This is a genomic window from Mogibacterium kristiansenii (assembly GCF_009695905.1).
Taxonomy (GTDB): domain Bacteria; phylum Bacillota; class Clostridia; order Peptostreptococcales; family Anaerovoracaceae; genus Mogibacterium_A; species Mogibacterium_A kristiansenii.
The window spans coordinates 1-17,734 of the sequence record NZ_VUNA01000024.1 but is presented as its reverse complement, the minus strand read 5'-3'; the positions used below and the strand labels follow the sequence as shown (position 1 = coordinate 17,734).

General features: G+C 52.5%; 16 protein-coding genes. 10 read left to right on the top strand and 6 right to left on the bottom strand.

Annotation, left to right across the window (positions count from 1 at the left end; genetic code table 11):
• Window positions 1–133 precede the first annotated feature (133 nt).
• Window positions 134–1,729 carry a hypothetical protein gene (locus tag FYJ65_RS08960; protein WP_154554986.1) on the top strand — a complete coding sequence of 532 codons (1,596 nt, stop codon included), beginning with the start codon at window positions 134–136 and terminating at the stop codon, window positions 1,727–1,729.
• 62 nt (window positions 1,730–1,791) lie between these two features.
• On the opposite strand, the gene FYJ65_RS08955 is transcribed toward FYJ65_RS08960, so the two are convergent.
• Genes FYJ65_RS08955 through FYJ65_RS08945 form a run of 3 tightly spaced genes read right to left on the bottom strand, consistent with a single transcriptional unit; the run spans window position 1,792 to window position 4,213 of the window.
• The gene (locus FYJ65_RS08955) at window positions 1,792–2,280 is read right to left on the bottom strand and encodes a hypothetical protein (protein WP_154554985.1); all 489 of its coding nucleotides are present in this window, start codon (window positions 2,278–2,280) and stop codon (window positions 1,792–1,794) included.
• 20 nt (window positions 2,281–2,300) lie between these two features.
• The gene (locus FYJ65_RS08950; RefSeq protein WP_154554984.1) at window positions 2,301–3,062 is read right to left on the bottom strand and encodes an exodeoxyribonuclease III; all 762 of its coding nucleotides are present in this window, start codon (window positions 3,060–3,062) and stop codon (window positions 2,301–2,303) included.
• 17 nt (window positions 3,063–3,079) lie between these two features.
• Complete coding sequence (locus tag FYJ65_RS08945) at window positions 3,080–4,213, bottom strand: glycoside hydrolase family 25 protein (protein WP_206157388.1); 1,134 nt, start codon at window positions 4,211–4,213, stop codon at window positions 3,080–3,082.
• A gap of 158 nt (window positions 4,214–4,371) precedes the next feature.
• Between FYJ65_RS08945 and FYJ65_RS08940 the strand changes: the two genes are divergently transcribed.
• Window positions 4,372–5,562, top strand: a complete 1,191-nt coding sequence (locus FYJ65_RS08940; protein WP_154554982.1) for a pyridoxal phosphate-dependent aminotransferase — start codon at window positions 4,372–4,374, stop codon at window positions 5,560–5,562.
• Between the two features lie 56 nt (window positions 5,563–5,618).
• Complete coding sequence (locus FYJ65_RS08935) at window positions 5,619–6,026, top strand: hypothetical protein (protein ID WP_154554981.1); 408 nt, start codon at window positions 5,619–5,621, stop codon at window positions 6,024–6,026.
• Here the strand turns inward: FYJ65_RS08935 and FYJ65_RS08930 are convergent.
• Both FYJ65_RS08930 and rpsT read right to left on the bottom strand, forming a co-directional pair.
• Window positions 6,023–6,559, bottom strand: coding sequence for a biotin transporter BioY (locus tag FYJ65_RS08930; RefSeq protein WP_154554980.1), 537 nt, complete (start codon window positions 6,557–6,559; stop codon window positions 6,023–6,025). The two genes, FYJ65_RS08935 and FYJ65_RS08930, sit on opposite strands and share 4 nt — an antisense overlap.
• A 733-nt stretch (window positions 6,560–7,292) precedes the next feature.
• Entirely contained in the window at window positions 7,293–7,565 is a 273-nt protein-coding gene (rpsT, locus tag FYJ65_RS08925) for a 30S ribosomal protein S20 (protein ID WP_154554979.1), read from the bottom strand.
• A 175-nt stretch (window positions 7,566–7,740) separates the two neighbouring features.
• On the opposite strand from rpsT, the gene lepA reads away from it, so the two are divergent.
• From lepA to glpK, 3 genes are read left to right on the top strand one after another with little or no spacing between them, the layout of a single operon-like run.
• Window positions 7,741–9,549, top strand: a complete 1,809-nt coding sequence (gene lepA, locus FYJ65_RS08920) for a translation elongation factor 4 (protein WP_154554978.1) — start codon at window positions 7,741–7,743, stop codon at window positions 9,547–9,549.
• Window positions 9,533–10,675, top strand: a complete 1,143-nt coding sequence (gene hemW / locus FYJ65_RS08915; protein WP_154554977.1) for a radical SAM family heme chaperone HemW — start codon at window positions 9,533–9,535, stop codon at window positions 10,673–10,675. The genes lepA and hemW overlap by 17 nt, the downstream gene beginning before the upstream one ends.
• Window positions 10,676–10,706: 31 nt before the next feature.
• Window positions 10,707–12,200 carry a glycerol kinase GlpK gene (glpK, locus tag FYJ65_RS08910; protein ID WP_154554976.1) on the top strand — a complete coding sequence of 498 codons (1,494 nt, stop codon included), beginning with the start codon at window positions 10,707–10,709 and terminating at the stop codon, window positions 12,198–12,200.
• Between the two features lie 137 nt (window positions 12,201–12,337).
• Here the strand turns inward: glpK and FYJ65_RS08905 are convergent, their stop codons facing one another.
• Window positions 12,338–13,711, bottom strand: coding sequence for an NCS2 family permease (locus FYJ65_RS08905; protein WP_154554975.1), 1,374 nt, complete (start codon window positions 13,709–13,711; stop codon window positions 12,338–12,340).
• Between the two features lie 267 nt (window positions 13,712–13,978).
• Here FYJ65_RS08905 and rpsB point away from each other — a divergent pair, with 267 nt between their 5' ends.
• The 4 genes from rpsB to FYJ65_RS08885 all read left to right on the top strand — a co-directional run bounded on the left by rpsB (window position 13,979) and on the right by FYJ65_RS08885 (window position 17,299).
• Window positions 13,979–14,737 carry a 30S ribosomal protein S2 gene (gene rpsB, locus FYJ65_RS08900; RefSeq protein WP_154554974.1) on the top strand — a complete coding sequence of 253 codons (759 nt, stop codon included), beginning with the start codon at window positions 13,979–13,981 and terminating at the stop codon, window positions 14,735–14,737.
• An 86-nt stretch (window positions 14,738–14,823) separates the two neighbouring features.
• Window positions 14,824–15,738, top strand: a complete 915-nt coding sequence (gene tsf / locus FYJ65_RS08895) for a translation elongation factor Ts (RefSeq protein WP_154554973.1) — start codon at window positions 14,824–14,826, stop codon at window positions 15,736–15,738.
• A gap of 88 nt (window positions 15,739–15,826) precedes the next feature.
• On the top strand, window positions 15,827–16,456 hold the full coding sequence (locus tag FYJ65_RS08890; protein WP_154554972.1) for a flavodoxin family protein: 630 nt from the start codon (window positions 15,827–15,829) through the stop codon (window positions 16,454–16,456).
• 123 nt (window positions 16,457–16,579) lie between these two features.
• Window positions 16,580–17,299 (top strand): hypothetical protein, encoded by a 720-nt coding sequence (locus tag FYJ65_RS08885; RefSeq protein ID WP_154554971.1) that lies wholly within the window; start codon window positions 16,580–16,582, stop codon window positions 17,297–17,299.
• Window positions 17,300–17,734: the final 435 nt, after the last annotated feature.

Below are 17,734 nucleotides of genomic sequence, written 5' to 3'. Positions count from 1 at the left end.
ACGCACGCTCTATAGCTGCGAGGACAATACCTGCAAAAAAGTCCTCGCAGCGCGGGTCGCTCGGGGCATTCCAATTAAAAATGAGGGATAGTTTCAAATAACTATCCCACAAAAATTCGTGAAGAGCAAAAAAATGAATAAGAAGTATTTAAAAAGTCTGCTGTCGTTCATCCTGACGATTGGATTGACAGTACCGGCCGTTGCATTGGGGAATAGCACGGCCGTCTTTGGTGCGGAAAGCGGATCGGATTCTGAGGAATCGGTGACCATTTCTTTCGAGAATGGGATTCACTCCGTGGCAAATTCGGCAGATGGCAATCGAAAGATGGTGGTATACTGCATGAACAACCAGATGCTCTGGCCGCACGACACTGACAGCCTGGGAGATGTTTCGGTACCGAAATATCTGAATGGTTATTTGAAAGCATCGGATTTCGACAGTGAGGAGAAATACGAGGAGTGTATGGATCGCTTGGAAAGCGTCCTTTACGCCGGATATCCGTATAACGGGGAATCCATGTACGAAATCGTGGCCGATTCTAAGGACTACATTCCGACGGACGCGCAGTTCGATGCGATGCTGGTGCCTTCTGCGGATGTACTAAAGGCATTCCCGGAACTGAAGGGGCACACTTTCACACTGGCCTCGCTGAAAGACAAGAATGGAGCGAATTACAAAGCGCTGGTGAAGTTTAACCAGGAAGTAATCAAAATGGTCATCGGCGGAACTGAGCCGGAAAAGGAAACCGGAAAGGCCATCCAACAGAAGCCATTCTTCAAGGCCGCCAATTCCGTGGTGTCCTGTTCGGATTATGGATTCACGGCGACGGAGTATTATTCCAAAATAATCGGCGGCACGGATTTCGTTACAGAAGAGCAGGCGGTGGAAGGAACGCAGTATGCGGTGTGGCTGACGCTGCACGACTATGGCATTGAAGGCAATGACCTAACGGATTCCACCACAAATGCACTGGGAAATGTGCTGTACGAGCACGCGAAGACCGACAAAGTGCTGAAGGCGGAACCGAAGTCTTCCAACATTTCCTTTGAGGGAGATACGACATTCCGGAAAGACGAAACCTCCGGAAAGTGGGAGACCGGTTGGATAAAGCTTACCGAAGCGGAAGACTATGACGGGGAGTATTCCCTTCAGATTCCAACGGGAATGACACTGGAGAAGAATTACAAAGATACGGAGACGACGATTCGGAACGGCGAGGAATTCCGACTGGTTTCCGATGAGAAGCCTTCCGAAAATGCTTCGATTACCGCATCCGCAAAGGTTCAGTGGCTGCAGGAGATGAAGCAGTATCGTCCGGCGCAGGAAGTGACGGTGAACGGAAAGAAGTTCCAGCGAATGATCGGTGCGATGGTAGAAACCGCATCGCTGCAGGCAACCCTGTCCTATTCGGTAAAAGAAGAGGAAAAGGTGCCTCCAACGGATCCGGCCGGTCCGACCGACCCAGGCGATTCGAGCAATCCGGGCGATTCGAGCGACCCGGGTACTACGGAGAAACCGGGCGATTCCGCGGATCAAAACAATCCGGAAAACCCATCGAATCCGACCGACACCGAAAACAACGGCAGCAAGGAATCGAAGAAAACAACGGCGGCAAAGAAAACCACCATTGCAACCGGAGACGATTTCAATCCGGTGCTGTACGGCGGGGTAGCCCTTCTGGCAATCGCCGGCCTGTTCGGCATCGTTCGGTACAGAAAAAAGAACTAGAACTTAAATGACTGCATTCAAAAAGGCTTGCTCCAAGACGTCGGAGCAAGCCTTTTTTTTACTTAGTCGTTTTCGATAATGAACCGATATCCGTCGGAATTTTTCTTCAACTTGCATTTCACCTCGCCCATATCGTAGGAGGTGCGGCCATCCTCCCGGAAGGAAGAGAACATATCCTTCACCTCTTCGTAGGTGAGCTCCGGATCCATGGCGATAATCAAATCCCGAACCACCACATCCAGGTTTTCATCTTCCAGATCCTTCGCCTGAACCGCCACCTGCAGGTCATCGTCCTTGGTGGTGAAAGTGACGGTGAGATCCGTTACCTTGCAGCTGGCGGAACCGTCCTCCTGCGTCAGGTCGTCGGACTGAATCGGGTTCTCCGCATCCATATTGTACTGGTTCAGATAGGACTCCAGCATATCGTTATCCAAATCGGTCACCGCTTGCTTCTGGGCACCGGGATCCTCTTCTTCTTTGGAGCTTCCGCAGGCGGTCGCAGACAGGGTCAGTGCTGCCAGGAGCAGCATGATCAATAATTTCTTTTTCATCTTCAGGGTTCCTTTCTTTTCTAGAATTCAATATCCAATTCCACCGGGCAGTGATCGCTGCCGGTGATATCCGTCAAAATCTTCGAGTCCCGAATCCGGTCCTGCAGGGAATTGGAAACGATAAAATAATCAATCCGCCATCCGGCGTTGTTCTTCCGGGCGTTGAACCGGTAGGACCACCAGGAGTAAATTCCGGTACGGTCGGGATAGAAATACCGGAAGGTGTCGGTGAACCCGGCATTCAGAAGCTCCGTCATTTTACCCCGTTCCTGATCCGAGAAGCCCGCGTTGCCCCGGTTGGATTTCGGATTCTTCAGGTCAATCTCCTCGTGAGCCACGTTCAGATCCCCGCAGTAGATGACCGGGTGCGTCCGATTCAGTTCCAAAAGGTAATTTCGAAGGTCGTCTTCGAACTCCATGCGGTAGTCGATGCGCTTCAGCTCACTCTGAGCGTTGGGCACGTAGCAGCACACCAGGTAGAAGTCCGGGTATTCCAGGGTGATGAGGCGCCCTTCGTCGTCGTGCTTGCCTTTCATGCCGTAGTGCACGGAGAGGGGTTCCCCCAGGGCCTTACGGGCAAAAATAGCGGTGCCGGAGTAGCCCTTCTTTTCCGCGCTGTTGTAATATTCGTAATAATCTTCCGGGTGGAAGTCCGCCTGTCCCGGCTGCATTTTGGTTTCCTGCAGGCAGACGAAATCCCCGTCCGCCTCCCGGAAAAACTCCGAGAAGCCCTTGCTCAGGCAAGCCCGAAAGCCGTTCACATTCCAAGAAATCAGTTTCATTCATCCTCCTTTCCGTCTTACAGAAGCGTCTTAATTCGGAAACCGGTGGAAATGCGGTCTTTGTATTTGCCGATTCCCGTCACGATGGCATAGCCGGTTCCCGCCGACGCGTTCTTTACGTAACCCACCTGATAATCCGTTCCTTCACGAAGGGGTGTGTTTCCGTCCTTCACAATCAGCTTCGGCTGAATCGGCTTTCCGATGTAATAGAAGCTGTGTTTTTCCAGTTGCACCGTGCAGTCCCGGATGGAGCGCGCGCCGGCCGCTCGTCGACCCCGCGTGGCTTCCCCATTCGGCCCAAAATACCAGAAGTTCCGGTCCACGGTGCCGGAAATTCCGTGCACCTTCTCCTCAAAGGACGCCTGCCAGAATGTATAATTGTGGGGATAATCCGTGGAGGAATTGTAGTGAGCCAGCCATACCCGGGCGAAGCCGGCGACTTTCTTCGGGTTCACCTTGTGCATCAGCAGGTTGTAGTTGGAGTATACGGAAGGCTCGTATCCGGCCTCTCGAACGACCTCGCAGAAAGCTTCCGCAATCTCGGTTCCCTTTGCCGCCTTATATTTCTTGCCGTTCATAAATTTCTCCAGCCGCCCCTTCGGGTACAGCTCGTAGTCCATCACCAGAGGCAAATCGATCTGATACCCGTCCGCCGCGTTCACCAGTTTCCGGGCCTCCTCCCGGGCTTCTTTCTTCGTGGTAGCTTGCGAGTAAAAATAAATGCCCACCATGAGTCCGGCTTTCCGGGCGCCCTGAATGTTTTCTTTGAATTCCGAATCGGCATGGAGCTTTCCTTTGGAGGAATCCCGGTAGCCTGCACGGATAAATACGAAATCCACGCCGCTTCTTTTTACTTGATTCCAATTATGGGATGCGCCGTCGCCCTGAGCGTAGGACACGTCGATGCCGTCGATAACCAGAGCGTTGTCGAATTTTGCCGCGTGGGTGTATTTCCCCGAACCGATTTGGGTCGGGTGAGAGTAGAGGTGCAGCCCGGTCACCCCGGCAATCAGAAGAACCCCGATGGCGATGAGGGCGAGCTGCCACTTTTGAAATTTCCGGTTATTTTTGCGGGAAGTTCGGCGGCGGGTTTTCTTCCGAGGGGACTTCCGCTTCATGTGTTTTTGTGTATTTTTTTTCTTTGCTGTCATAGATAGATATCCTTTCACTCTGCAAGAAAACAGAGCATTTATATTATAACACACTGAAGTTTTTTGAATGTGAAACATTTGTTAATAGTGAAACTATATGTTATAATCGGGTTACAACATGGGACTAAGTTTTTTCTTGTTGAAAGGAGAAGATCAAAATGGTTAATCAAAAGTATTATGGACTGGGAACAGCACCTTCCGGAATCAGAGCGCTCTTCGCTTATGGTCTGGAGCAGGCAAAGATCGTAGGACCGGAGAATGTATTCGACTACTCCCTGGGCAACCCGAGCATTCCTGCTCCGGCAAAGGTTAACGAGGCCATCGCTGACCTGGCACAGAACTATGACTCCATCAAGCTGCACGGATACTCCGTTGCTGCAGGTCACGAAGATGTAAGACAGGCTATCGCAGACAACCTGAACGAGAGATTCGATGTAAATGCAAAGGCTTCCGAGCTGTTCATGACTTGTGGATGCGCTCCGGCACTGGTTTCCGTAGCAAAGGCTCTGACCACTTCCACAGACGATGAGTTCATCGCAATTGCTCCGTTCTTCCCGGAATATCACGTATTCTTCACTTGCGACGGCGCACAGCTGAAGGTTGTTCCGGCAGACACCGAGCATTTCCAGATTAACTTTGCAGAGCTGGAGAAGATAATCACAAAGAACACCAAGGCGGTTATCGTGAACTCCCCGAATAACCCATCCGGCGTTGTATATACTGAAGAGACCCTGACAAAGATGGCAGCTCTGCTGACCGAGAAGGGTAAGGAATTCGGACACCCGATTTACATCATCGCAGATGAACCGTACCGTGAACTGGTATACGGAGATGTAAAGGTTCCGTTCATCCCAACAATCTATGACAACACCATCGTATGCTACTCTTGGTCCAAGTCTCTGTCCCTGCCGGGCGAGCGTATCGGATACGTTTTCGTTGGCGAGAAGTGTGAGATGTGGGACGAGGTATTCAACTCCATCGTTGGTGCCGCTCGTGAGATCGGTTCCGTTTGCCCTCCAACCCTGATTCAGAAGGTTATCGGACGCTGCGTTGGCGAGATGCCGAACCTGGAAGCATATGACGAGAACAGACAGCTGCTGTTCAACTCCCTCTCCGAGATGGGATATGAAATGGCAAAACCGGACGGCGCATTCTACATGTTCGTAAAAGCACCGAACGGCGATGCAGTTGCATTCTCCGAGAAGGCAAAGCTGGAGCACAACCTGCTGGTTGTTCCTGGAGACGGATTCGAGTGCCCGGGATACTTCAGACTGTCCTACTGCGTATCCAACGACATGATCAAGAGATCCCTGCCGGCATTCAAGGCAATGATCGAATCTTACAAATAAGATTACATCATCAAATTAGATGCAAAAACTCCTGCAGATTTCTGCAGGAGTTTTTTATGGAGTGCGGCGTCCGGCGCCGGGCACCGGGTTTGCGCATCAAAACGGAGAACAAAGGGTTTGCGGGGAGCCGAGCGCAAACTGCGCCGGCGCTGCAGCGAGGGAAAAGAAAAATTTCGGCTTCGGGTTTGCGCATCAAAACGGAGAACAAAGGGTTTGCGGGGAGCCAAGCGCAAACCGCGACGGCGCTGCAGCGGGAAAAAAGGAAAATCCCGGCTTCGGGTTTGCGCATCAAAACGAAGAATAAAGGGATTGCGGGAAACCGAGCGCAAACCGCGCCGGCGAGAAAAAAGCCGCCGCCTTCTGTTAGTGAGTGGGGGAAGCGGCGACGGCTTATGCGCAACATTCAATTTTGGGTGCCCCGGAAAACTGTGGCCGGGGCGAATGTTTTTTTTATGGGGTATTAAGCGATGACCTTTTTGAGGCGGCCGGCTACCAGATATGCCAGGACCATTTTCATCGCATCGCCCGGAAGGAACGGAACAACGCATGCCATCAGCGCGGTCTGGATGTTGCTTCCGGCCTGGAAAATAAACCATGCACTTCCCAGGGCGTAAAGAACGACTTCGCCGATTACGGTGAACAGGATGTAGTTCCGAACCGGATGTTCCGATTCTTTTGTGGCGAGTCCGGCGAAGAAGGCCAGAGCGATGTAGCCGATCAGGAAGCCGCCGGTCGGGCCGAAAACGATTCCCATACCGCCGGTGAAGCTGTGGAATACAGGAACGCCGATGGCGCCCAGTGATAGGAATACCAGCATGGCGATGGCGCCGTCCCGGGAACCCAGCATGAGGCCGGCCAGAATTACGGCGAAGGTGGCCAGGTTAATCGGAACGGATGTGCCCGGAATCGGAATGGAAATCCAGGAACATACGGCAGTGACGGCGATGAACAGTGCGGACCGGGTCAGCACCTGTGTGCGGGTAATGGTGTTATACATAATAATCTCCTTTTTTCATTGTATCCCATGTAAATTGTGTCAACTTGTTTCGAGTGCTGTCAACCTACTTACTGTAAAAGTTGACAGATGGAATGATACAACATAATTGCGCGCTTGTCAACCTTAGAATTAGAAAAGGTGACGGTGGCCGCGGGCCGAAAATGTCCGGAGGCTTGGTGCAAAGGAGACGGAAGAACAAGGGTTTGCGGGGATTCGTGCACCAAGTCCGCGGCGGCCGCGGACCGAAAATGTCCGGAGACTTGGTGCAAAGGGACGGAAGAATAAGGCTTTGCGGGGATTCGTGCACCAAGTCCGTGGCGGCCGCGGGCCGAAAATGTCCGGAGACTTGGTGCAAAGGGGACGGAAGAACAAGGGCTTGCGGGGATCTGTGCACCAAGTCCGTGGCGGCCGCACGCTGAAAATGTCCGGAAACTTGGTGCAAAGGGGACGGAAGAACAAGGGCTTGCGGGGATTCGTGCACCAAGTCCGCGGCGGGTGCGGGCCGAAAATGTCCGAAGACTTGGTGCAAAGGGGACGGAAGAACAAGGGCTTGCGGGGATCTGTGCACCAAGTCCGCGGCGGGCGCGAGCCGGGCGGCACTCCGCGCGCCCACCACACCGCGGGCCCGCCGCCCGGCCCTGCCAAAAAAAGGCAATAAAAAATGGAACGATGGTGAGACAAGTCCATCGTTCCGGCGCACTTAACTGGTACGCAATGTGGGGACGGGTGAGAATTAGTTCTGTGCTTTCAGAGCGTTCAGTCTTGCAGCCATTCTGCTGACTTTTCTGGAAGCGGTCTTCTTGTGGATTGTGTTCTTGGAAGCAGCCTGCATCAGCTCTTTCTCCAGAACAACAAATGCCTTGGTTGCGTCATCAACGTTACCTGCAGCGAGAGCCTTCAGGTAGTTCTTTTCAGCCTGCTTCATGTGACCCTTGATACGAGCGTTGCGAGCAGTCTTCTTGTCGATAACTCTAATTCTTTTCTTTGCGGATTTAATGTTTGCCATTTTGTTTACCCCACTTTTCTCTAAAATAGTATTAATTCGCAACGCTCATTATATATTAGGAATGGCGAAGTTTCAAGGATTTTTTGCAATCCGGGGAAATATTTTTTTTGTATCATTTTAAGGGCAAATTGCGTATAATATAATATGAATAAATATAGACGTTATCGGAGGAAAAATGGATTATCTGAAGAATATAAGAAATTTCAGTATTATTGCTCATATTGACCACGGCAAGTCCACTTTGGCGGACCGGCTGATTGAGAAGACGGGACTGGTGCAGTCCCGGGATATGAAGGAACAGTATCTGGACAATATGGATATTGAACGGGAGCGGGGAATCACCATCAAACTGCAGACCACCCGCCTCCACTACAAGGCCGGGGATGGAGAAGAGTACATCCTGAACCTGATCGACACACCGGGACACGTGGACTTCAACTACGAGGTGTCCCGCTCTTTGGCTGCCTGCGACGGCGCCGTGCTGGTGGTGGATGCCACCCAGGGCGTGGAAGCGCAGACTTTGGGAAATGTCTACCTGGCCCTGGACGAGGACCTGGAGATTCTGCCGGTGCTGAACAAAATGGATCTGGACAGCGCCCGCCCGGATGAAGCCAAGGAAGAAATCGAAGATATCATCGGAATCGATGCGGAGGATGCGCCGCTGATTTCGGCAAAGACCGGCATGGGAATCGACGACATGCTGGAGAAGCTGGTTCAGGTAATTCCGCCGCCACAGGGAGATCCGAACGGCCGCTTGAAGGGCCTCATCTTCGACTCCTATTACGACAGCTACAAGGGCGTGGTTATCTACACCCGCATTTTCGACGGCTCGGTAAAAAAAGGAGATTTCATTCAGCTCATGAATACCGGCAAGAGCTACGAGGTAACGGAAGTAGGCTATTGCATTCCGGGGATGGTTCCGTCCAAAGAGCTGAAGGCCGGTGAAGTAGGATACGTGTGCGCCAGCATCAAGCGGGTGGCGGACGCCCGGGTGGGCGATACCATCACCCACACCGACAAGCCGACGGACAAGCCGCTGAAGGGATACAAGAAAGCCCAGTCCATGGTGTACTGCGGCGTGTACCCGGCAGAAGGCGAGAAATACGAGAATATCAAAGATGCTCTGGAGAAACTTCAGGTAAACGATGCGGCGTTCCAGTTTGAACCGGAGAACTCCGCCGCCCTGGGCTTCGGCTACCGCTGCGGTTTCCTGGGCCTCCTGCATATGGATGTCATCGTGGAGCGGCTGGAACGGGAATTCGGCCTGGACGTCATCACCACCTTGCCTAGCGTAATCTACAAGGTCATCATGGCCGACGGCACGGAACGGATGATTCAGAATCCGACCAACCTGCCGGATCCGGCGGAGATCAGCCGCATCGAGGAGCCAATCGTAAAAGCAGAAATCATGACGCCGAAGGATTACGTGGGCAGCATCATGACCCTGTGCCAGAGCCGCCGGGGCAACATGACCCACATGGAATACCTGACGGAGACTCGCGTGCTCCTTACCTACGATATTCCGCTGAACGAAGTCATCTACGATTTCTTTGACGCACTGAAATCCCGTACCCGGGGCTACGCCTCCTTGGATTACGAATTCCAGGAATACCGCCCGGCGAAGCTGGTGAAGCTGGACATCCTTCTGAACAAGGAAGTCATCGATGCCTTCAGCTCCATCGTGCCGGAAGAGGAAGCTTACGCTAAAGGCCGGAACATCTGCGCAAAACTGAAGAAAATCATTCCGATGCACCAGTTCGAGGTGCCGATTCAGGCTGCCGTGGGCCGCAAAATCATCGCCCGAGAGACGGTACGCGCCTACCGGAAGGACGTTATCGCCAAGTGCTACGGCGGCGATATCTCCCGGAAGAAGAAGCTGCTGGAGAAGCAGAAAGAAGGAAAGAAGCGGATGCGCCAGTTCGGTACCGTGGAAGTGCCGCAGGAAGCGTTTACGGAGGTGCTCAAGTTTGACGACACCGAATAAGGCGGGAATTTACATCCACATTCCCTTCTGCGTAAAAAAATGCAACTACTGTGCATTCCTGTCCGGCCCGGCAGGGCCTGAGGTTCGGCAGGAGTATGTGAATCATCTGATAGAAGAAATCCGTCTTCGGAGCCGAGAGGTTCCGGAGGCGGATACCATCTATTTTGGCGGAGGGACGCCGTCCCTCCTGACGCCGGAACAGATCGGACATATTCTGGAAGAAGTTCGAAAAGCCTTTCGGATTACGGAAGGTGCGGAAGTGACCCTGGAAGCCAACCCGGGAACCTTAACGGAAGAAAGTCTGGCAGGATATGGGAACGTCGGCATCAATCGGCTGTCCATGGGCGTTCAGAGCATGGATGACCGGCGGCTCCGGTATTTGGGGCGGATTCATACGGCGGAAGAGGTTCGCCGGGATGTGAAAATGGCCCGGGAAGCCGGATTTCATAACATCAACTTGGATCTTATTTTTGCCATACCGGGAACCGATGTCTCCGATGCCATGGAGGATCTGGAAGCCATCGCCGCTCTGGAACCGGAACACATTTCCTTCTACAGCCTGCAGTTGGAGGAGGGAACATCCTTTTTCCGAGATTTCGAAGCGGGAAAACTTCGGGAAGTGCCGGACGAAACGGATCGGAAGATGTATCACCGGGGGATTCAGGTTCTTCGGGAGAAGGGTTACAGACATTACGAGATTTCCAATTTCGCTCGGCCGGGCTATGAGTCTCGGCACAACTCCAAGTACTGGAACATGGCGGAGTACGTGGGTCTGGGACTGGGGGCTTCTTCTTATACGGGACACCGGCGGATGGTGAACGAGACGGATTTGAAGGCCTACTCGGAAATGCTGGACCGGGGCGAACTTGCTTTTATGGAAGTGCACGAAAACTCGGAAGGGGACGATATGTCGGAGGCTGTTTTTACCGGATTGCGGCGAGAAGAGGGCGTTCGATACCGGGACATTCTGGGAAGCGAGGAGGCTTTCTGGGAATATTTTCGAGAGGCGCTGCCGGAAGCGAGGGAGTACGAGGCCGGCGGGTTTCTGGAGATGACCGACGAGGGATTGAGACTGACGGAGCGGGGAATCGATATCAGCAACGGAATCATGGCGCTGTTCGTGTGACGTCGGGTTCCGGGAAAGTGTGAGGTGAAAGATGAAGAAATACATCATGGCGATGGACGAGGGGACGACCAGTGCCCGTTGCGTGATTTACGATAAGCAGGGCAACACCATCAGTTCGGCGCAGCGGGAGTTTCCCCAGTATTTTCCGAAAGAGGGCTGGGTGGAGCACGATGCCACGGAGATCTGGGCAACGCAGATTTCGGTAGCCCAGGAGGCGATGCTGAAACACAATCTGAATTATCGGGATATTGTGGCTTTGGGAATTACCAACCAGCGGGAGACCACGGTGGTGTGGGACAAGGTCACCGGGAAGCCGATTTACAACGCCATCGTGTGGCAGTGCCGGCGAACCTCGGATTATGCGGAGGCGCTGAAGAAAGAGGGATACGAGGAGATGATTCGCCGCAAAACCGGCCTGATCATTGATGCCTATTTCAGCGGGACGAAGATTAAGTGGATTCTGGACCACGTGGATGGCGCTCGGGAGCGGGCGGAGCGGGGAGAACTGCTCTTCGGAACCATCGAGAGTTGGCTGATCTGGAAAATGACCGGCGGCGAGGTGCATGTGACGGACTATTCCAACGCGGCCCGCACCATGCTGTTCAATATTCATACGCTGGATTGGGACGATGAAATCCTGGCGCTGCTGGACATTCCGAAGTGTATGCTGCCGAAACCGGTGGAATGCTCCGGCCATTACGGGGAGACCATTTCGGAACTTTTCGGCGGTCCGATTCCCATCACCGGTTCTGCGGGAGACCAGCAGGCGGCCCTGTTCGGGGAGACCTGTTTTGAAGTGGGCGAGGCGAAGTGCACCTACGGTACCGGCAGCTTCCTTCTTCTAAATACCGGCGACCGTCCGGTGTTCAGCGATTCCGGACTGCTTACCACCATCGCTTGGGGGCTGGACGGCAAAGTAAGCTACGCTTTGGAAGGTTCCGCTTTCGTGTGCGGCGCCGCCATTCAGTGGCTGCGGGATGAGATGAAGTTCATGTCGGAATCGCCGGAGTCGGAGCGAATGGCTTTGAAAGCCGGCACCGGCGAAGGCGTGTACATGGTGCCGGCCTTTACGGGAATCGGTGCTCCGTACTGGGAGCCGGATGCTCGGGGGGCGATTTTCGGGATCACCCGGGGCACGGATCGGAACCAGATTGTCCGCGCGACGCTGGAATCCCTGGCATATCAGAACGAGGATTTGCTGTCTGCCATGGCAGAGGATCTGGGGCAGCGCATCGTGGTCCTTAAAGTCGACGGCGGTGCCTGTCGGAACAATTTCCTGATGCAGTTCCAGGCGGACGTATCGGACACGGAAATCGTTCGGTGCAAATCCATCGAGTCCACGTCCCTGGGTGCGGCGTACCTGGCGGGACTGGCGGTGGGTTACTACGATTCCACCGACGACATCATCGAGAACAAGGAGGTGGAACGCGTATTCCGCCCGGAGATGGACGAGGCGAAGCGGGCGGCTCTCCTAAAGGGTTGGCACAAAGCGGTAAAAGCCGCCATCTGGCTGGCAGAGGAATAGGATGTAAAGTGAAGCAGCGTATGCTTGATTTTACTCACAATCTCAAATATCTTTACAAACGAAAAATCCTGCCGCTTCATCCGAAGTGGCAGGATTTTCACTATCTAGCTTAACCATCCCGGAAACCCGGGCGGTTCTTAATGGAAGCCGATTCCGTATGCCAGCGTTCCCAGACGCAGTGCAAACAGGAAGAATGCAACCCACATAACCGGAGCAATGTCCTTTGCCTTCTTGGTGATGACCTTGAGGAGAACCCAAGTGATCATTCCGAACATGATTCCGTTTGCGATGGAATAAGTGAACGGCATCATGATGATGGCCATGAAACCGCCGGCCGTGTCGGCAATGTCGGAGTCGAAGTCCATGTTTTTAACCGAAGTCAGCATCAGAAGACCAACGTATACCAGCGCCGGAGTGGTAGCGAATCCCGGAATCGCCAGGAAGATTGGCGAGAAGAACAGGGAAATCAGGAACAGCACGCCGGTAACCACTGCGGTGAGACCGGTTCTTCCGCCGGCAGCAACACCTGCGGTGGACTCTACGTAACTGGTTACGGTAGAAGTTCCGAAGCAAGCACCCAGGATGGTACCGAATGCATCGGAGAGCAGAGCACCTTTCGCGCGAGGCAGGTTTCCGTTCTCGTCCAGCAGGCCGCCCTTGGAAGCTACGCCGATCAGGGTTCCAACGGTATCGAACAGGTCAACGAATAGGAAGGAGAAGACGATTACCGCGAACTCCACGATGTTCTTGCCCACCCATGCGAAATCAAAGGCGAACATGGTCGGTGCCTTCGGGATGAAGGATGCGCCGGAGAGGCTCGGAATCAGAGAGTATACCTCTTTCGCCGGGTCAACGTGATACCAGCCGGTGAGCTGAGCGATGATGCCCATAATCCAAGTGAGAAGGATGCCCCAGAGCACGGCACCCGGAACGTTGTAGTGAACCAGTACGCAGATGATGACGAAGCCAATCATTGCCAGAACGAACTGCGGGGTGGATACGGAACCCAGATCTACCAGGGTGGATTCGCTTCCGATTACGACGCCGGCACCCTTGAGACCTACGATGGTAATGAAGAGACCGATTCCGGCGGTGATACCGTACTTCAGGTTGGACGGTACATCGTTAACCAGCTTTTCCCGGAAATTGGTGAGGGACAGCAGGACGAAGATGATACCTTCTACCAGTACTGCGGTAAGTGCGATTTTCCATGGGTCGTTGATTCCCGCCTTTGCCATCGGGATGCACACGGAGAATGCAAAGTATGCGTTCAGACCCATTCCGGAAGCCAGAGCAACCGGGTAGTTGGCAAAGAATGCCATGAACAGTGTGCCGAAGAACGCGGAAACAGCGGTAGCGGTGAATACAGCCGCGGAATCCATTCCGGCTGCGGACAGGATGTTCGGGTTAACCGCCAGGATGTACACCATCGACAGGAAGGTGGTAACGCCGGCGATGACCTCGGTGCGGACATCCGTGCCGTTTTCCTTAAGTTTGAAATACTTTTCCATTAAAACAGCTCCTTAAATTAAATATAAAAAACGTAGTGATTGAGGGAGGTTCCCTCAAAAAAAGACATGACTATTATAATTGAAAAAAAACTTGCAATCAAGAACTCTTTACAATATAATATATGAGCGTGTTTCCACACGCAGGCTTTATGCCGCAATATTTTATATTTTGCACATCGTGAGGATGCCGCGGTGCCTTCTTTTATAAAAGAAGGAAGGTTGAAGGCAAAGGCGCACGATGGAAGAAACGAAACCGGAGGTATTATAATGTCAGTAGTTTCTATGAAACAGTTACTTGAAGCCGGTGTTCATTTCGGACACCAGACCAGAAGATGGAACCCTAAGATGGCTCCGTACATCTTCACAGAGAGAAATGGAATTTACATCATCGACCTGCAGAAGACCATCAAGATGATCGACGATGCGTATGATTTCATGAGAGAGGTTGGCGCAACCGGTAAGCCGGTACTGTTCGTCGGCACGAAGAAGCAGGCTCAGGCTGCAATCAAGGACGAAGCAAATCGTTGCGGTATGTACTTCGTTAACGAGAGATGGCTGGGCGGAATGCTGACCAACTACAAGACCATCAGCAAGAGAATCGAACGTCTCAACGAGATCAGAGAGATGGAAGAGGATGGCACTATCAACAAGTATGCGAAGAAGGAAATCCTGAAAATCAGAAACGAAGCTGAGAAGCTGGAGAAGTTCCTGGGCGGAATCAAGGACATGAAGGGAATGCCTGGTGCAATCTTCGTTGTTGACCCGAAGAAGGAAAAGATTGCCGTTAAGGAAGCTCGCATTCTGGGAATTCCGGTTGTTGGTATCGTAGACACCAACTGCGATCCGGACGATGTAGACTACATCATCCCGGCAAACGATGACGCGATCAGAGCGGTTAAGCTGATCACATCGGTAATGGCAGATGCTATCGTAGAAGCTAAGCAGGGCGAGAGCTTTGACGAAGGCGCTGCAGAAGAGACAGCAGATGTAGAAGAAGCTGCTGAGGAAGCTGCAGACGAAGAATAATTAACCGAAAGGTGGCGGCTTCTTCAGATGTTATCCGGGGGAGCCGCATTTTTCAAATTGCATATTGATAACAGGAGGACAAAGACATGGCTGTAACAGCTGCACTCGTAAAAGAACTGCGTGAGCGTACCGGCGCAGGAATGATGGACTGCAAGAAGGCACTGGTTGAAACAGACGGTGATATTGAAAAGGCAATCGATTACCTGAGAGAAAAGGGAATCATGAAGGCTCAGAAGAAGGCCGGCAGAATCGCTGCAGAAGGTCTGGTAAGAGTTGCTTTCGGTGAAGGAAACAAGACTGCTTCCATCGTTGAAGTGAACTCCGAGACCGACTTCGTTGCAAAGAACGAAGAGTTCATCGAGTTCGTTGAGGACCTGGCAAAGGAAGTTCTGGCAAAGGGAAATATGCCGATGGAGCAGTTCATGGCAGAGCCTTTCGGTGAAGGAACCGTACAGGAAACTCTGACTGCAAAGGTTGCTAAGATCGGTGAGAACCTGAGCATCAGAAGATTAGCAAAGGTTGAGGAAGACGGCGTGGTATACGTTGGTTACACCCACGGCGGCGGAAGAATTGGCGTAATCGTTGGTATCAAGACCGATGCTGCTGCAGATGAAATCGCTGCTGTAGGTAAGGACGTTGCAATGCAGGTTGCTTCCATGAATCCGAAGTTCGTCAACGAAGACGGCGTTGATCCGGAATATCTGGAGAACGAGAAGAAAATCCTGACCGAGCAGGTTCTGAACGAAGGAAAGAAGCCAGAAATGGTAGAGAGAATCGTTGCCGGAAAGATCAAGAAGGAACTGAAGGAAGTATGCCTTCTGGACCAGCCGTTCGTAAAGGATGGCGATGTTTCCGTACAGCAGTATGTTGCTAATGCGGCTAAGGAAATCGGCAAGGATATGGAAGTTGTTTCCATGATCCGTTACGAAGTTGGTGAAGGAATCGAGAAGAAAGAAGATGACTTCGCTGCAGAAGTAGCTGCCCAGGTTGCCGGCAACTAATCGGAACAGAAGAGAAAATGAAGGCCGGGTGCAATGCATCCGGCTTTTTGTCCTTTTATATCGTGAGGGACAGCAGAGGAGAAAAAAGATGGATAAAGTACTATTGCTGAACGGAAGCCCGCATCAGTTCGGATGCACTCACACGGCACTGCGGGAAGTGTCCGATGCCATTGAGGATTCGGGACTGCAGACGGAGATTCTTCATGTGGGCGCAGTCAACATCCCGGGCTGCAAAGCGTGCGGATATTGCAGCCGAACCGGCCGCTGCATCATGGACGGAGATCCGGTGAATACGGTAATCGAGAAGCTGCGAGACTGCTCCGGTCTGGTGGTAGGTTCTCCGGTATATTACGGCGGACCTTCCGGCGCGATTGTGTCCCTTCTGGAACGGGTATTTTACGCGTGCGATTCCGCCTACCTAAAAGGAAAACCGGCGGCCGCCATCGCATCCTGTCGGCGTTCCGGCACAACGGCCACCTTCGATCGTTTGAATAAATTTTTTACCATATCTCAAATGCCCGTCGTATCCTCCCAGTATTGGAACGGCGTTCACGGAAACAATCCGGATGAAGTGCTTCACGACCTGGAGGGAATGCAGACCATGCGGACCCTGGGCCGGAACATGGCGTGGATGATTAAGTGTTTTGAAGCGGGAAGAGCCGTCGGCATCGAATTCCCGGAATCGGAAGAACCCATCGCAACTAATTTTATCCGCTAAAAACCAAAGCCGGCGCAAAGTCATTGGCTGCACGGCGGATGCTGCAGTGCGGCGGGAGCCGGTTGAAATGGGCGGTTGAAAATGGTAATATTACAAATACTAAAAGTTGGAAGGAAGTAAAACATGAGATCATTGATGATGCTTGTAAGCCTGCTGGTAGTGGGCGTCGGAACATTCTGCATCGCAAACGCCAGCGTGCCGTTTGTGGGAGTTGCCTTTATCGTTGGCATGGCGATTCTCTTGATGGGCATCTGCGAGCTGGTGGTGAACAGAGTGACCAATATGAGTTCCTATGAATCGAAGAAAGAAGTGAACGTGGAAGGATTTACTTCCGTGATTTTGGGCTGCGTATTTCTGTCCGGACAGGTGACGGAGGATGTGGCAATCACGGCGGTATTCGCCCTGTGGATGACCCTGGAGGGGCTAAAAGCAGTTTCGTCGGTGAACTTCAACTTCCGGACGCAATCGCCGCTGGATCGCTTTACGGAGGCCCTGGGCATCGTGATGACCCTGTTTGGCGTATACATGTTCTACAACATGATGCTCCTGGATTTCAAAATCCTGACTTTGGTGGGCACCGCTCTGTTCCTGCTGGGCATGTGCCGCTTCCGGATTGCCCTTTCCATCGAGTATCGAACGCCGGATATGTTGACGGGAAACAAGGAACGCCTGGCGGATGCAAAGCGCGATGAGAAGCGGGCGATGCAGAAAGCGAAGGAAGGCATTCGAGAGACCAAGGAGGCCAGAGAACGAATCACAAAGGCGAAAAAAGCCATCGAGAAGGAAGAATCCATGATGCGCCTGGCAGAACGCCGTCGCTCCAAAGATCCGGAGAAAAAGTAGCCTGCAAAAACAAATACGAAATGCACAAACGTCCGGCAAGTGCTGGGCGTTTTTGTATGACGAGGTGTATGTAGCGGCGGGTATTCGCCTCCCTAGAAGGAAAATCTCGGAAAGAAAAAACGTATACGTCGCCAAATAGGGGATTATAAACAAAAAATGGAATTTATGTAAAAAAGTTTTAAAAAGTTGTTGACAAGTGCCCGTAACGCGCGTATAATTTTATCCTGTCGTCACCGAAAAGCGAACGCTTCTCGGAGGCGCAGCGTGCAGGCTCCAAGGCTTTTATGGCATTGGACGCGCTCGTGAGTACTGAAAACTTTTTAAAAAAGTTTGAAAAAAGTGCTTGACAAGAGCCAACTGAAGCGCTATAATGAATAAGCTGTTTCGAATGAGACAGCAAGAACCTTGAAAACTTCATAGTGCAGAACCGGTCAA

What these genes read in the sequence shown, in the direction of transcription:
- FYJ65_RS08960 (WP_154554986.1), top strand. Translation starts at nt 134, where the DNA reads ATGAATAAGAAGTATTTAAAAAGTCTGCTGTCGTTCATCCTGACGATT.
- FYJ65_RS08955 (WP_154554985.1), bottom strand. Translation starts at nt 2,280, where the DNA reads ATGAAAAAGAAATTATTGATCATGCTGCTCCTGGCAGCACTGACCCTG.
- FYJ65_RS08950 (WP_154554984.1), bottom strand. Translation starts at nt 3,062, where the DNA reads ATGAAACTGATTTCTTGGAATGTGAACGGCTTTCGGGCTTGCCTGAGC.
- FYJ65_RS08945 (WP_206157388.1), bottom strand. Translation starts at nt 4,213, where the DNA reads ATGACAGCAAAGAAAAAAAATACACAAAAACACATGAAGCGGAAGTCC.
- FYJ65_RS08940 (WP_154554982.1), top strand. Translation starts at nt 4,372, where the DNA reads ATGGTTAATCAAAAGTATTATGGACTGGGAACAGCACCTTCCGGAATC.
- FYJ65_RS08935 (WP_154554981.1), top strand. Translation starts at nt 5,619, where the DNA reads ATGGAGTGCGGCGTCCGGCGCCGGGCACCGGGTTTGCGCATCAAAACG.
- FYJ65_RS08930 (WP_154554980.1), bottom strand. Translation starts at nt 6,559, where the DNA reads ATGTATAACACCATTACCCGCACACAGGTGCTGACCCGGTCCGCACTG.
- rpsT (WP_154554979.1), bottom strand. Translation starts at nt 7,565, where the DNA reads ATGGCAAACATTAAATCCGCAAAGAAAAGAATTAGAGTTATCGACAAG.
- lepA (WP_154554978.1), top strand. Translation starts at nt 7,741, where the DNA reads ATGGATTATCTGAAGAATATAAGAAATTTCAGTATTATTGCTCATATT.
- glpK (WP_154554976.1), top strand. Translation starts at nt 10,707, where the DNA reads ATGAAGAAATACATCATGGCGATGGACGAGGGGACGACCAGTGCCCGT.
- FYJ65_RS08905 (WP_154554975.1), bottom strand. Translation starts at nt 13,711, where the DNA reads ATGGAAAAGTATTTCAAACTTAAGGAAAACGGCACGGATGTCCGCACC.
- rpsB (WP_154554974.1), top strand. Translation starts at nt 13,979, where the DNA reads ATGTCAGTAGTTTCTATGAAACAGTTACTTGAAGCCGGTGTTCATTTC.
- tsf (WP_154554973.1), top strand. Translation starts at nt 14,824, where the DNA reads ATGGCTGTAACAGCTGCACTCGTAAAAGAACTGCGTGAGCGTACCGGC.
- FYJ65_RS08890 (WP_154554972.1), top strand. Translation starts at nt 15,827, where the DNA reads ATGGATAAAGTACTATTGCTGAACGGAAGCCCGCATCAGTTCGGATGC.
- FYJ65_RS08885 (WP_154554971.1), top strand. Translation starts at nt 16,580, where the DNA reads ATGAGATCATTGATGATGCTTGTAAGCCTGCTGGTAGTGGGCGTCGGA.